This is a genomic window from Aeoliella straminimaris, from assembly GCF_024054565.1.
In the GTDB taxonomy this organism is placed as follows: domain Bacteria; phylum Planctomycetota; class Planctomycetia; order Pirellulales; family Lacipirellulaceae; genus Aeoliella; species Aeoliella straminimaris.
The window spans coordinates 181,954-195,344 of record NZ_JAMXLR010000095.1; the positions used below are offsets into that span (position 1 = coordinate 181,954).

At 60.5% G+C, this 13,391-nt stretch carries 11 protein-coding genes; 6 read left to right on the forward strand and 5 right to left on the reverse strand.

The window, feature by feature from the left end:
* Positions 1 to 31 precede the first annotated feature (31 nt).
* Positions 32 to 2,800 (reverse strand): aconitate hydratase AcnA, encoded by a 2,769-nt coding sequence (acnA, locus tag NG895_RS29770; RefSeq protein WP_252856214.1) that lies wholly within the window; start codon positions 2,798 to 2,800, stop codon positions 32 to 34.
* A gap of 557 nt (positions 2,801 to 3,357) precedes the next feature.
* Between acnA and NG895_RS29775 the strand changes: the two genes are divergently transcribed.
* Entirely contained in the window at positions 3,358 to 3,996 is a 639-nt protein-coding gene (locus NG895_RS29775; RefSeq protein WP_252856215.1) for a gluzincin family metallopeptidase, read from the forward strand.
* Here the strand turns inward: NG895_RS29775 and NG895_RS29780 are convergent.
* Positions 3,962 to 4,735, reverse strand: a complete 774-nt coding sequence (locus NG895_RS29780) for a hypothetical protein (protein ID WP_252856216.1) — start codon at positions 4,733 to 4,735, stop codon at positions 3,962 to 3,964. The genes NG895_RS29775 and NG895_RS29780 overlap by 35 nt on opposite strands.
* Positions 4,736 to 4,988: 253 nt before the next feature.
* Between NG895_RS29780 and NG895_RS29785 the strand changes: the two genes are divergently transcribed.
* Complete coding sequence (locus NG895_RS29785; RefSeq protein WP_252856217.1) at positions 4,989 to 6,080, forward strand: CAP domain-containing protein; 1,092 nt, start codon at positions 4,989 to 4,991, stop codon at positions 6,078 to 6,080.
* 34 nt (positions 6,081 to 6,114) lie between these two features.
* Here the strand turns inward: NG895_RS29785 and NG895_RS29790 are convergent, their stop codons facing one another.
* The 3 genes from NG895_RS29790 to NG895_RS29800 form a co-directional block, all read right to left on the reverse strand.
* Positions 6,115 to 6,402, reverse strand: coding sequence for a type II toxin-antitoxin system RelE/ParE family toxin (locus tag NG895_RS29790; protein ID WP_252856218.1), 288 nt, complete (start codon positions 6,400 to 6,402; stop codon positions 6,115 to 6,117).
* Entirely contained in the window at positions 6,399 to 6,611 is a 213-nt protein-coding gene (locus NG895_RS29795) for an addiction module protein (RefSeq protein ID WP_252856219.1), read from the reverse strand. Before NG895_RS29795 ends, NG895_RS29790 begins: the two co-directional genes overlap by 4 nt.
* 129 nt (positions 6,612 to 6,740) lie before the next feature.
* Positions 6,741 to 8,678 (reverse strand): chloride channel protein, encoded by a 1,938-nt coding sequence (locus tag NG895_RS29800; RefSeq protein ID WP_252856220.1) that lies wholly within the window; start codon positions 8,676 to 8,678, stop codon positions 6,741 to 6,743.
* Between the two features lie 128 nt (positions 8,679 to 8,806).
* Here NG895_RS29800 and serC point away from each other — a divergent pair, with 128 nt between their 5' ends.
* The 4 genes from serC (at position 8,807) to NG895_RS29820 (ending at position 13,390) form a co-directional block, all read left to right on the forward strand.
* Positions 8,807 to 9,898, forward strand: a complete 1,092-nt coding sequence (serC, locus tag NG895_RS29805; RefSeq protein WP_252856221.1) for a 3-phosphoserine/phosphohydroxythreonine transaminase — start codon at positions 8,807 to 8,809, stop codon at positions 9,896 to 9,898.
* Positions 9,899 to 9,984: 86 nt separating this feature from the next.
* Positions 9,985 to 11,607, forward strand: coding sequence for a phosphoglycerate dehydrogenase (gene serA, locus NG895_RS29810; RefSeq protein WP_252856222.1), 1,623 nt, complete (start codon positions 9,985 to 9,987; stop codon positions 11,605 to 11,607).
* Between the two features lie 204 nt (positions 11,608 to 11,811).
* Positions 11,812 to 12,369, forward strand: a complete 558-nt coding sequence (locus tag NG895_RS29815; RefSeq protein WP_252856223.1) for an RNA polymerase sigma factor — start codon at positions 11,812 to 11,814, stop codon at positions 12,367 to 12,369.
* Positions 12,356 to 13,390 carry a DUF6768 family protein gene (locus tag NG895_RS29820; RefSeq protein ID WP_252856224.1) on the forward strand — a complete coding sequence of 345 codons (1,035 nt, stop codon included), beginning with the start codon at positions 12,356 to 12,358 and terminating at the stop codon, positions 13,388 to 13,390. Before NG895_RS29815 ends, NG895_RS29820 begins: the two co-directional genes overlap by 14 nt.
* The last annotated feature ends 1 nt before the right edge of the window (position 13,391 follow it).

Consider the following 13,391-nt stretch of genomic DNA (forward strand, 5'->3'; position numbering starts at 1 on the left):
CCTTGCCACCAGACGTTCGCCACCGAAGTCCTTAGTCCGCCAGCAGCTTCCGCAATACGAACTGAAGAATGCCGCCGTGCCGATAGTAGTCGAGTTCGACCGGTGTGTCGATGCGAACCTTCATGGAGAACTCCTTGGCGTTGCCCGAGGCGTCCGTAGCGGTGACCTTAATCGTCTGAGCGGGCTTGAGGTCTTCGCCCAAATCGGGAATGTCGAAAGTCTCCTCGCCAGTCAGGCCGAGCGATTGCCAAGTGGTGTCGACCTCGAATTCCAGCGGCAGCACGCCCATCATTACCAGGTTCGAGCGGTGAATCCGCTCGTAGCTGGCGGCCAGCACGGCGCGAACACCCAACAGGAAAGTGCCCTTGGCGGCCCAGTCGCGGGAACTGCCGGTGCCGTATTCGCTGCCAGCCAGGATCACCAGCGGCGTGCCATCGGCCTGGTACTTCATCGAGGCGTCGTAGATCGGCATTACGTCGTTGGAAGGCAGGTAACGCGTGATACCGCCCTCGGTGCCGGGGGCCAGTTGATTGCGGATGCGGATATTGGCCAGTGTTCCGCGAGTCATCACCCGGTCGTTACCGCGACGACTGCCGTAACTGTTGAAGTCGACGGGTTCTACGCCCTGTTCCTGCAGGAACTTGCCAGCGGGGCTGTCCTTGGCGATGGCTCCGGCTGGGGAAATATGATCGGTGGTAACCGAATCGCCCAGCAGGGCCAGACAGCGTGCGCCCGCCAGAGGCTTGATGGGCGAGACCTCGGGACTGAGATCGACCAGGAACGGTGGCTCCTGAATGTAGGTGCTGTCTTCGTTCCAGTCGTAGATGCCACCTTCGCTGGTTGCGATGGCGTTCCACTTCTCGTTCTTGTTCCACACGTTGTCGTATTGGCTGCGGAACATCTCGGGGCGGACGCAATTCGACACCACGGCCTGTACCTCTTCCTGGGTGGGCCAGATGTCCCGCATGAACACCGGATTGCCGTCGGTGTCTTCGCCGAGTGGTTCGTTCTCCAGGTCGATGTTCGTAGTGCCAGCCAAGGCGTACACCACTACCAGAGGCGGGCTGGCCAGGTAGTTGGCTTTCACATCAGGATTGATGCGACCCTCGAAGTTGCGGTTGCCGGACAGCACGCCTGAGACCACCAGATCGTGCTCGCGAATGGCTTCGCTGATTGGTGCGGGCAAAGGACCACTATTTCCGATGCAAGTCGTGCAGCCGTAGCCCACGGTGTAAAAGCCGATGTTGGCGAGCTCGGCGTCGAGCTTCGACTTCTCGTAGTAGTCGGTCACGACACGGCTGCCCGGGGCGATGCTGGTTTTCACCCAGGGTTTGGCCGCCAGTCCCCGTTCGGCGGCTTTTTTGGCCACCAGGCCGGCCGCCAGCATCACGCTGGGATTGCTGGTGTTGGTGCAACTGGTGATGGCCGCGATCACGACACTGCCGTGCTTCAGATGGAAGGTGCAGCCTTCGTTCTCGACCGTGACTCCCTCGTTGCCGGGATCGGCCACAGCGGTCTCGGCCGTGGCGGCGCCGGCAGGATCGGGCACGCCCCCTCCTTCGCCTTCCCAGCGGCCGGCGGGCGAGCGATCGTTGGCACTCTTCTCATACACCTCTTCGAGGTCGGTAATCCACTGCGACTTCATGTTCGTCAGCGAAATGCGGTCCTGCGGACGCTTGGGACCAGCCAGCGACGGGACCACGTTCGCCAGGTCGAGTTCCACCGTCTTGGTGAACGTGGGGATGGCAGCCTCGTCGGTGCGGAACAGCGAGTTTTCCTTGGTGTACCGCTCGACCAAGGTCACCTCGTCGTCGGTGCGACCCGTCAGGCGGAGGTATTCGAGCGTGCGATCGTCGATGGGGAAGAAGCCCATGGTGGCCCCGTATTCGGGACTCATATTGGCGATCGTCGCGCGGTCGGCCAGCGACATGGTGCTGACGCCATCGCCAAAGAATTCGACGAACTTGCCAACCACTTTTTCCTTCCGCAGCATCTCCGTGACCATCAGCACCAGGTCGGTCGCCGTGGCACCGGCCGGCAGCTTGCCGGTGAGTTTCATACCCACTACCTCGGGCATGAGCATGTAGATGGGTTGGCCAAGCATGACGCCTTCGGCCTCGATGCCACCGACGCCCCAGCCAACAACTCCCAGGCCATCGATCATCGTGGTGTGGCTGTCGGTGCCGACCAGCGAGTCGGGGTAGGCCACCCCGTCGCGGACGAATACGCATTTGGCCAGGTATTCAAGATTCACCTGGTGCACGATGCCGGTACCGGGCGGCACGACACGGAAACTGTCGAAGGCCTTTTGGCCCCAACGGAGGAACTCGTACCGCTCGCGGTTGCGGCTGAACTCCATGTCGATGTTGAAGTCGAGCGACTCTTCGCCCAGGTATTGATCGACCTGCACCGAGTGGTCGATCACCAAGTCGGCGGGCACCAGCGGATTGATTTTGTTTGGATCGCCACCGAGTCGCTGCATGGCTGATCGCATGGCGGCCAGGTCCACTACGGCCGGCACCCCGGTGAAGTCCTGCAGCACGACGCGGGCCGGCTTGAAGGGAACTTCCTCGCCAGCGGTCCCCTTGGTTTGCGCCCAATTGGCGACGGCCTTCACGTCGTCCTGCGAGACGACGTAGTCGTCGCAATTACGCAGCACGCTTTCCAGCAGTACGCGGATCGAGTACGGCAGGTTGGCCACTGTGGTGAGCCCCGCGTCTTCCAACGCCGATAAGCGGTAGAAGTCGGCGGTGCCATTTCCAGTGTCGAAAGAGCTACGGGCATTGAATACGTCGGACATGGCACAGGTCAGGGGTCAGGAGTCGAAGGAAAATTGGAGCCGCCAGAACAGTGTGATTTTAGACCATCTTGGCAGTGATCGGGAGTAGGTGGTACGGCGAGAAAATTATTTGCCGCGCTAACGGGTTCGACACATATGGCGGCTAACTCCCGGGGATTGAGCAATTCCCTGCCGTGCGACCGGCGAGGCGAGCGAGCGGGAAGGTGCGATTCGAGATTTGAATAACGCGAATAACCCATTTCGGGTGATTAAGTTAAGGCGCTATAGTTTTTATTCCTTTTTCCAAAACCCCTATTGGAGAACGGTCACGCTAGCACGCATAATCGCTCCAACGTTGGTGGCAGCCAAGGAAGGTTGGCACCGAAGCTGAACAAGGAGGTTCAGGATTTATGTTGCACGGATCGCAACGAGCGGTGGGTATCATTGCCCTTGTATTTTTTTGGAGCGGTGCAGCGTCGGCTCCCGCGGCAAGTATTGCCTCGTCGACACATTTCACTGTACTGGCACCAAATCAACGTCTGGCGGACACGGTAGTCCAGCGAGCCGAAACTCTTCATTTGCGTATTGGTGCGGCGTGGCTGGGACGGACGCTCCCAGCCACCCGCACCACCCTTCCCCGCGCCACCACGACCATCTATCTCGAGATCGACGAGGAACGGTCGTTCGCACGCACGCTGGTTGACGCGCCCGAGGGAGGACACCTGGTGTGGTTGGTTGGCAGCCAGGAAGCGATCACCGGCCATCTGCTGGAACACGAATTGGCCCACGTAGTACTCGCCTCGCGCTTTGGCGATTCGATGCCCATCTGGGCGAACGAAGGAATCGCCAGCCGATACGACAATCAGCGGAGGAAAATCATCCGCCAGCAGAAACTGGCAGGCTTTGTAACCATGGATAGCTGGCCACACCTCGATCGATTGCTGGTAGGCGAGATTCGCCAACAGTGGCAATACGCGGCCGCCGTGAGCCTGACGGACTACTTGGTAGAGCGTGGCGGTCGGACGAAATTCATTCAGTTTGTGGCTGATTCAACCGACAACATCGACACGGCGCTGGCCGCACACTATGGCATTCGGTCGCTGTCGCAACTCCAGCATCAGTGGCAACAGGCCGTGCGAGAGCAGGTGTCGGGACAGCAGCGTCCCACGGTCATCGCAACCGCTAGGGAAGCTGCCGCACCACGCTACGTTCGGTAGCCGTGGCGCCAGGGGTGCGAACTTCGTACTCCAACTCAAACTGACCGGTGATCTCGTTCTCCATCCACTCTTGAATGCCCTTGAACTCGGGCTTGCCAGCGGGATCGTACAAGAACGATACGGTGCCTACCGGAGCGTGAACGAAAGACTTGCCGGGCACCACGGTCCAGGCGGTGCCGTTGATGTACATGATGACGTCCTGATCGGTGGTATTGTTCAAGCGAATCTTGCCCTGCAGCAGTTCGCCCATCGTACCACGCAAGTCGGCGTCTTCGACCATCGCGCCCAATGCGCGGCGGCTGAGTTCGCCGGAGTCTTGCAGGCGAGCCAATGTCCGCTGGGTGGAGTACAAGGTCTGCTTCAGTTCGTCCAACTCGGTTTCCAACGCGGCGATGCGTTGTGTTAGCTCGAACACCTTCCGGGCCTCGGCAGTGGCTCGTTCATCGGCTGCGGCGGGGCGTTCGGCGGTCATGGCCGGGCCCTCCCCAGCCCCCTCTTCTCCTGCACCTTCGATGTCGGCCGTGGCGGCATCTTCAGCGGGTTCTTCTTCGGGAGTCGGCTCTTCGTCGACGCCTGAAAAAAGTTCTGCGGCGTCGGTGCCATCGGTTTCGCCAGCCTGGGCTTCGTTGTCCGCGGTCGAGGTGTTGGGGGGAACCTTGGCGGATCCAGGTTCCTGCGCCCAACTGCAACCGGCTACGATCATCAGGGCAATCAGTGACGCGAACAAGCGAGTGACCATGGTATGGCTCCCATGAAGGGTGGAATCGTACGATAGGCCGCGACGCTTTGGGTCTACGGCTATCCTCTAAGTTGGCTGCCCGTGCCGCGGGTGTCAACTAGATGCAGTGAAGTCACTGGCAGACTGGCGGATTAGGGGAAGAAATGAGGCTATTCTCGCGCTGATCGCGGTGCACTGCAGTGGAATGACGGCCATCGCGGTGATAAGGTGTAACTGGAGGCAAACCGGGGGGACGGAACACTTGGAGCAAGAAATGCGCGCCCATTTTGTGTGCCTGCTGCTGGCAGGCTTTCTAGCTGTAGATTCTCAACCGACGCTGGCTGCTGACTCGCAAGGGGCGACCGAGTCGCGTGTTACTCCCAGCCAACGGCGTGTCGCCCGGAAGTTGGTAGCCCATTTTCGCCGTGCCCGTCGCGATGCAGACGCCCAGGCGCAGGTGCTGGCCCAGGCGATGCAAACCAGTCCGCTGGCCGTGGAGGACATTTGTGGCTTGATCGAAGCCCAGATGACGCCGGCGGTAACAAAGTATCGCGAAGACTTTTTCCGCGCCGCTTCGGGGGCTGCGGAGCGGAAGTTTGCCGAGGCCGACAAGGCCGAAATCATGCGGTTGCAGCAAGAAGTGAACGCGCTGCGCCAGGATCCCAACCTGTCGAAAGACCAAATCAAAAAAGTAGGCGACCCGGCCATGAAACGGCTGGCGGCGATTGCCCTGGTGAACCGTGCCGAAGTGCTGGACACCAATCGCAAGCTGGTGGAACGCCGCCAGCAATTGGTGCCCGCCGGAAAGCTGTGGGAAGTGGCCCAAGGCTACCTGGCCAAAGTACCCTCCAAGGGAGCGGATGACGACGACAAGGGTGGGGCCCTGACATTCGATGAATACCTGGTGCAGGAAGAAGAGATCGCGGTGCGTCTGGCCCTGCCGATGGCCGCCGAGCACCGCGCCATCCTGGCCGCCAACGAGCGCCTGGCCAGCAAGCTCGACCCTGAAGAAGCCAAGTGCGTTCTCTCGCTCAATCTGACACGCGTGCTGTTGGGGCTGGATCCGCTGCTGGTCGACCTGAAGCTCACGGCCGCGGCTCGCGATCACTCGCACGATATGAAAGAGCACGACTTCTTCTCGCACGAATCGCCCTTGCCTGGCAAGAAGTCGTTCGTCGATCGGGCAGCCAACTTCGGCGCTAAGGCGTCGGGCGAGAACATCGCCGCCGGGTACGCCACGGGGCCCGATGTGAATCTGGGCTGGTTCCACAGCCCGGGCCACCACAAGAACATGCTGGGCGGCCACAAAACGGTGGGAGTCGGCCGGTACGGCAAGCACTGGACCGAGTTGTTCGGTAGGGGGTAATTGGGGCCGTGAAAAACTCGCAAGCACGTCCTATCTAGAGTCTCCGACGAGTTTTCATTGGGTCGATTCTGCAATCGAGCACCGCGTAGACTCGAACAGTTGAATCCTCAACCAAGTAATAGATAGCAAAGGGGAAAATGCGGGCCAAACTGCGATGGAATCCGTAGGCAGTCTCGTGGATGCCTGCAGTGTCGCCGAGGCTGTCGATGTCCGCAAAAAGTGAATCTAGGAAACGATCACCGAGTCCTGCGCTCTGCAGTTCATAAAAGTCGTGTGCTTCCCACAGATCAATCTTGGCTTGCTGAAGCAATTCGATCTTCATCGAACTGCGTCTCGGATTTGCTTTTTGGCGAGCTCCCAGTCGACAAACTTCGCTTGCCCTGAGTTGACCTCTGCACTTCTCGCTTGCAGGACATCGGCATGCCAATTGGGCGAAGCGTAGTCACGCTCCGATAAATCCTTCCAAAGCGCTTCCATTTCTTGAAGCTTCTCCTCTACTGTCATGTCGCTGAGTGGAAGTCTGGTTGCCATGTTTGAGGGCTCTGGACCATTGTGTGTGGTTTGATTGCCAATTGTACCACTGAAAGCAGCGGAATTCAGCAGAAAAAGCACCGCGTACCAGCCAACGGCGAACAGCCTAGAGCCTAGAGCCCACAGCCCTCAATGCCCGCTGAGCATTTCCTGGCGATAGCGGGCCATCACGTCGCTACGCAGTAGCAGGCCCACCAGGCGGCGGTTGGCGCCTTTGCCTACTTCGACGGGCAGCGTCTCTACATCGCGACTGCCGAAATCGCCGAGTGCTTCGATCAGGTTCTCCGTGGGCGAGACCGACAGTGCGGTGCGGAGCGCAATGTCCTCGGCGTTGACCAGCAACGGCGAGATGTCGCTGTCCAGCACGCGGTGCAGGTCCTCGGCGCGGATAATGCCAATCAGCTTCCCCTCGCTATCCTTGACTGGCAGGCTCTCGATCTCGGGGTTTTCGCGGGCTACGCGGACGATCTCCAGCACCGTGTCGGAGTGCTGCAGCACCGGGAACTGGCGGATCATCACATCGCGGACCATGATGTGGTCGAGGTGATGCAGGTCGTGCCCACGCGAGATTTTGTCGCCGCGGCGGCTGAGCTTTTTGTAGTAGATGCTCTCGGGCTCGATCACGCGGGCCACGACGCTCGACAGACCGGCGGCCGCCATGATGGGTAAGATGATCTCGTAACGGTCCGTCATTTCGTACACGATCAGAATGGCCGAAAGCACGCCATGGGTGGTTCCGGCCACGACGGCCCCCATGCCGACGATGGCGTACATGCCGGGTGCGGCCGTGAAATCGGGCAGGATCATCTGCGACACAATGCCCACGCACGCGCCGAGCGTGGCCCCAATGTACAGCGACGGAGCGAACACACCGCCAGAGCCGCCGCCGCCGAGCGTCAGGCTGGTCATTAGCGGTTTGAGGAACACCAGCGGCAATAGCCACCATAGTTCGCGGAGCATGGCGGCGGTGTTGACCTCGACTTGTTTGTCGTCTTTGTACTTGGGCGTATCCGGAGGAAGATTGCCTTCCCTGCTGCCTTGGGCCTGCAGGTGCAAGGCGTGATCCACCACGCCGTAGCCTACACCCATCAGCGGAGGCAACGGCTGGTCGCCTGACTGCATCTCGGCGGCGCGATCCGCCGAAACGTTGGGGGGTACATTCGGGTACAGCATGCCGAAAAACCCGATGAGCAGACCGATCACGATGGCCCGTTGCCACCAGACTGGCAGACGCTCGCGGGTGATGTCCTCGGTAGCGTACAGCACACGGATGAACAGCACAGCCACGAGACCGGCAATGAGCCCCAGCAACAGGAACGAAGGCAACTGCTGCCAGGCGCCGTGGAAGTTGTAATCCAGATCTTGAAATGCCGGCTCGAAGCGGTGTTCGCCCACGTGTTGCTGCACGATGTCGGCCATGACACAGGCGATGACGATGGGCGTGAGCGACTCCACGGCAAAACTGCCCAGAATGATCTCGCTGGCGAACATCACTCCGGCCAGTGGGGCGTGAAACGTGGCGCTGATGCCGGCCCCGGCCCCGGCGGCCACCAATAGCTTCATGTTCTTGGCCGAAAGCTTGAAGCGTTGGCCGAAGAAACTACCGAGCGTCGCGCCGATCTGGACAATTGGTCCTTCGCGTCCGACGGCCCCGCCAGTGCCGATGGTCAGCCCGCTAGCCAGTACTTTCACGATGCCCACCCGCGGCGCAATGATCCCGTCGTGACGGGCCACGGCACAGATCACCTCGGGTACGCCGTGGCTTTGGGCGGCAGGAGCCCAGCGGCGACAGACAGCGGCGACGACCAGAATGCCTAGGGCGGGGCTCACCAGTACTCCAATTCCCCACCACGGATATTCGACCATCCGATCAACGGCGCCGCCGTAAGTCCAGGTGGTGACGTAGTGGATGATCAGAGTGAACCCAACGGCACCGTAACCGGCCAGCAGTCCAGTGAACGCAGCCAAGCCAATGACCAGCGTCTGGCCTCCCAGAGCACCGCGGCGGACTAGCGCAGAGATCAGCTCACGGGCTTGGTCGGACCATGTACTGTCTTCTGCGGGCATTTTTGCGTGATTTCGGTATCAGAATGCGGTCGTGCGAGGTTGGCGGCCCCTAACTGGTGGTCGAAAGCCGCGTTACAATGTGCAGCCGCGTTGCGTTTTCCACTCGTCATCATAACCCTACCACCAAGATGACCACTCGAACCTACAATTTTTCCGCCGGTCCCGCTACGCTCCCCCTGAGTGTCCTCGAAAAAGCGCAGGCCGAACTGCTCTCGTTGCCTGGCGTTGGTGCCAGTGTTCTTGAAATCAGCCATCGCAGTCCTGCATTTGTCGAAATCGCTCAGGCGGCCGAGGCCAACCTGCGTGAACTGCTGTCCATTTCGGACGACTACGCCGTGCTATTTCTGCAAGGCGGCAGTCGCCTGCAATTCTCGATGGTGCCGATGAATCTGCTGGGCGAGCATGCCAACTCGGCCGACTACATCCTCACCGGTAGCTGGGGCAAGAATGCCGCCAAGGAAGCTGCCAAAGAAGGCGATATCTGCATCGCCTGGGATGGTGGCAGCACCAATTACGATCGACTGCCTGCCGATGGCGACCTCGATCTGAATTCCGACGCCGGTTATGTGCACTTCACGTCGAATGAGACCATTCAGGGCGTGCAGTTCGCCGCCGAGCCCAATACCGGCTCGGTGCCGCTGGTGTGCGACGCCTCGAGCGACTTCATGCATAGGCCGCTCGACGTTTCCAAATACGGCATGATTTACGCGTGTGCGCAGAAGAATGCTGGACCGGCGGGGCTGACCGTTGTGGTTATGCGCAAGGATCTGCTCGAGCTATCCAGCGACGATCTACCGGGGTACCTGAACTACAAGGTCCACGCCGAGAACGACTCGATGTGGAACACACCGCCGACGTTCGCCATCTACATGTTGAAGCTGGTTACCGACTGGTTGAAAGACGAGATCGGTGGGCTGGAAAAGATGCACGAGCTGAACAAGCAGAAGGCGGCTCTGTTGTACAAGGTGCTGGACGACAATCCCGATTTCTATCAAGGGCACGCCAAGCCGGAAGTTCGCTCGCTGATGAACGTCACGTTCCGTCTGCCCGACGATGAACTGACCGCCAAGTTCCTGGCGGCGGCCAAGGAACAACGCCTCACCGACCTGAAGGGGCATCGCTCGGTCGGTGGCATCCGCGCGTCGATCTACAACGCCATGCCCATGGCCGGCGTCGAGGCGCTCCGCGATTTCATGGTCGATTTTGTGGGACGCCACTAAATTCTGGTCGAGCGGAACTCTGCCGATGGCGATCGACCTCGCTGAAATTACCAATCTCTAACGCCTAACACCAAACTGTTCTACCGATGGCAAGTGTAATTGTACTCGACAAACTGGCTCAGGAAGGGCTCGACATGCTCGAGGCGGCTCCTGGGATCGACTACGAAGTGATCACCGGGCTGGCCGGCGACGAACTCCGCGAGACGCTCACCCGCTTCGACGGGGCTATCTGCCGTAGCGGCGTAAAAATCACCGCCGATGCGCTCGAAGGCAACCGCCGGCTCAAGGCCATTGTCCGCGCCGGCGTCGGGACCGACAACATCGACAAGCCGGCCGCTACCAAGGCGGGTATCGTGGTAATGAACACCCCGGCCGGCAACACGCTCAGCACGGCCGAGCACAGCATCGCCCTGATGCTGGCGCTCAGCCGGAACGTCGCCCCCGCTTACCAGAGCCTGATCGAGGGCCGCTGGGACCGCGGCAAGTTCATGGGCACCCAGGTGGCTGGCAAGACGCTGGGCGTCATTGGCCTTGGACGCATCGGCCTGGCTGTGGCCGAACGGGCATTGGGACTCGAAATGCGGGTGCTGGGGTACGACCCCTTCATGACCGAAGAGCGGGCTCAAAAGCTCGGCATCGAGTTGGTAAAGACCGTCGACGAGATGTTGCCGCAGATAGACTACATGACGGTGCACACACCGCTGACCGATGAGACTCGCAATCTGATCGACATGGCGCAGCTTGAAATCATCAAGCCCGGTGCGCGGCTGATCAACTGTGCTCGAGGCGGCATCTACAACGAACTCGCCCTGGTCGAAGGGCTGAAGTCGGGCAAGCTGGCTGGCGTGGCGCTCGACGTCTATCCCGACGAGCCCTGCACCGACAACCCACTGTTCGGCATGCCCGGAGTGGTTTGCACGCCTCACCTGGGGGCCAGCACCGAGGAAGCCCAAACTTCGGTGGCCACCGAAGCGGTCGAACTGCTCACGGCCTTCCTGACCACGGGCGCCATTCGCCACGCGGTGAACGTTGCGGCGCTCGATCCCAAGACGCTCGAGTCGCTGCGCGGTTACCTGGACGTGGCTTATCGCCTGGGCCGCTTGTCCGCCTGCGCACAGCCCAGTGGGCTGTCGGCCTGTCACCTGCTGTATCGTGGTGAGATTGTCCACGAGGATACCAAGCTGCTCACCTCGGCGTTCGCCGCCGGATTGCTGGAAGGAGCATTGGACGAACCGGTGAATTTGGTGAACGCCGAAATGATGCTCCATTCACGCGGCATCGAACTCGTGGAAGAGTCGAACTCCGACATGGGCGCGTTCCGCTCGTCCATGGCGGTGGAACTCTCCGCGGGTGGCACCACCAAGCGGTTTAGCGGCACTTTGTTCGGCAAAGAGATGCCCCGCTTGGTGTCGGTCGACGAACATCGCCTCGAGGCGTACCTCGATGGTTCGATGCTCATCTTCCATCACCAGGATTTGCCTGGTGTGATTGGCGCCGTGGGCACGACGTTTGGCGAGCATGGCGTGAACATCGCCCAGATGGCGGTGGGCCGGACTAACCCCGGCGGCGAAGCCGTGGGCGTGCTGAACCTCGACGGCGAGCCCTCGCCCGAGGCCATGGACGCCGTCAAAGCGCTGCCCCACATCACCACGGCCCAGTCGGTGTGCTTGCCGAAGGCTGGCGAACTGCCCTCGTGGCTGGCCGGATAGAACGTACGTTCGGCACACCAACTCTGAGAACGCTCTAGCTTTGCCGCTCCCTGAGCCGGCGCGCTGCTCGATCGACATTCGCTCCAATTAGACCCAGATGTATGCATTCGCTGCAGCGCTGGGGGCTGGAGCCTCTTGCGCTTATCCTGGAGATTCACCGATTTCTATTGAACCGCTGGGTGGTCTCTTACGACCTCTCTGTGGATGAACGCTCGAGAACGAATCAACGACGAACTGCTGGTGATTCGCGCTCAGGAGGGATCGCAGCGGGCGATCACCGAACTGGTTGAGCGGTGGCAGGACCGGCTTTGGCGTTTTGCCTGGCGGGTCACCGACGACGAGCAGGCTGCCTGGGATGTTCTGCAGGAAGCCTGGATTGTCATCAGCCGCAGTATTGGCCGGCTCGAAGATCCCGCCGCATTTCCCGCCTGGGCGTATCGCATCACCAACAACAAGGCGCGCGATTGGATCCGTTGCCGGATGAGCCGTCGTCGCGCCGACGAAGTCTACGGTTCGGCTAGAGCCGAGTCCAACTCGGCAGAAATCTCTGCAGGGAACCAGCACGAGGACCTGACTCAGGCCCTGGCCGCGTTGCCGGGAAGCGACCGAGCAATCCTGTCCTTTTACTATGAGGACAACTTTAGCATCGCTGAGATCGCTGAAATTCTCAGCATCCCGCCCGGGACAGTGAAATCGAGACTCCATTACGCCCGACGCCGATTGCGTCGTTATCTTGGTGAGGTGAGCGATGAGCGAACATGATGAAACACTGCGAAAAGCCTTGGAAGAGAACGCCCGCCTCCGCGGCGAGCGCGAAGAATCTCTCCGGGAAGTAGCTTCGAGCGAGTATTCGGGACATGCCCGCACCGTAGAGCGTGTGTATTGGTTCTACGCGTTGATTTGTGTCGTGCTGGGTGTGGCGGCCGTTAACTTTTTCGCCCGCAGTTACGACATGAAGACGTTAATCGGTTGTGCGGTGGGTATTCTCGTGCTGTACGAGACGACCGTGCTGATGAAATTGTGGTACGCCATCAGCCGCATGAAGCTGGATGTGCTGAAAGAAATGAAGCTCCTGCGACTGGAGATCTCCCGCCTGCAGCAGGCGACCGGCGTCGAACATCCGGTTGAGCCCTATACCAAGTACGAGCCGACCCGCGGTGCGTCGCGGCTGGAGCGTCGGTTGTGGATTGCCGGCTGCGTGATCGTGGCGATGGCGGTTTCCACCTGGACTTCCCAGTCCTGGAACCTCGGTGGGGGAGAACTTACGACTCGCAGCCAAGTTACTCTGCATGCGGATGGCAGCGCCGAGTCGAGGACTGAGTGCGTCCGCCAGTACAGCAGCTACTACCGACCCTCGAGTTTCACGATGTATACGCCCAAAGAATGCACTCTGAAGGTGCTGGACGCCACGGGGATGGAACTGCCCGTGAAGACGACGCCCACCGAAACCCAAAGCCGACACGAAGTGGTCCTGACCGACGAGGCCTTCGTCGACGGTGCGGTGCGGTACACCCAGGTGGTCGATAATCCCCACGCGGCGAAGTTGGAAGACGGTGTTTGGTCCTACACCGATGGAATTCGACACGCTGGCAAGGCCCGACCCTACTCCATCGAGATTCTCACCCCGCCGGGAGCCGAAGTGCTCTCCACCGAGCCCGATGTCGAAGTGCAGAGCACCGGTGAGCAGAGGGCAAAGGTCCGTTTTGAGGGGGTGACAGAGAACGACGTGCAGTACTTGTTTACTGTCCGTTACGAATTGCCGGACGGCGAGGTTGAGCCGTAAG

Bases quoted from the DNA above. Each gene is read 5' to 3' on its own strand.
- NG895_RS29780 (WP_252856216.1), bottom strand. From the start codon at position 4,735: ATGGTCACTCGCTTGTTCGCGTCACTGATTGCCCTGATGATCGTAGCC.
- NG895_RS29820 (WP_252856224.1), top strand. From the start codon at position 12,356: ATGAGCGAACATGATGAAACACTGCGAAAAGCCTTGGAAGAGAACGCC.
- NG895_RS29815 (WP_252856223.1), top strand. From the start codon at position 11,812: ATGAACGCTCGAGAACGAATCAACGACGAACTGCTGGTGATTCGCGCT.
- serA (WP_252856222.1), top strand. From the start codon at position 9,985: ATGGCAAGTGTAATTGTACTCGACAAACTGGCTCAGGAAGGGCTCGAC.
- NG895_RS29790 (WP_252856218.1), bottom strand. From the start codon at position 6,402: ATGAAGATCGAATTGCTTCAGCAAGCCAAGATTGATCTGTGGGAAGCA.
- NG895_RS29795 (WP_252856219.1), bottom strand. From the start codon at position 6,611: ATGGCAACCAGACTTCCACTCAGCGACATGACAGTAGAGGAGAAGCTT.
- serC (WP_252856221.1), top strand. From the start codon at position 8,807: ATGACCACTCGAACCTACAATTTTTCCGCCGGTCCCGCTACGCTCCCC.
- NG895_RS29785 (WP_252856217.1), top strand. From the start codon at position 4,989: ATGCGCGCCCATTTTGTGTGCCTGCTGCTGGCAGGCTTTCTAGCTGTA.
- acnA (WP_252856214.1), bottom strand. From the start codon at position 2,800: ATGTCCGACGTATTCAATGCCCGTAGCTCTTTCGACACTGGAAATGGC.
- NG895_RS29800 (WP_252856220.1), bottom strand. From the start codon at position 8,678: ATGCCCGCAGAAGACAGTACATGGTCCGACCAAGCCCGTGAGCTGATC.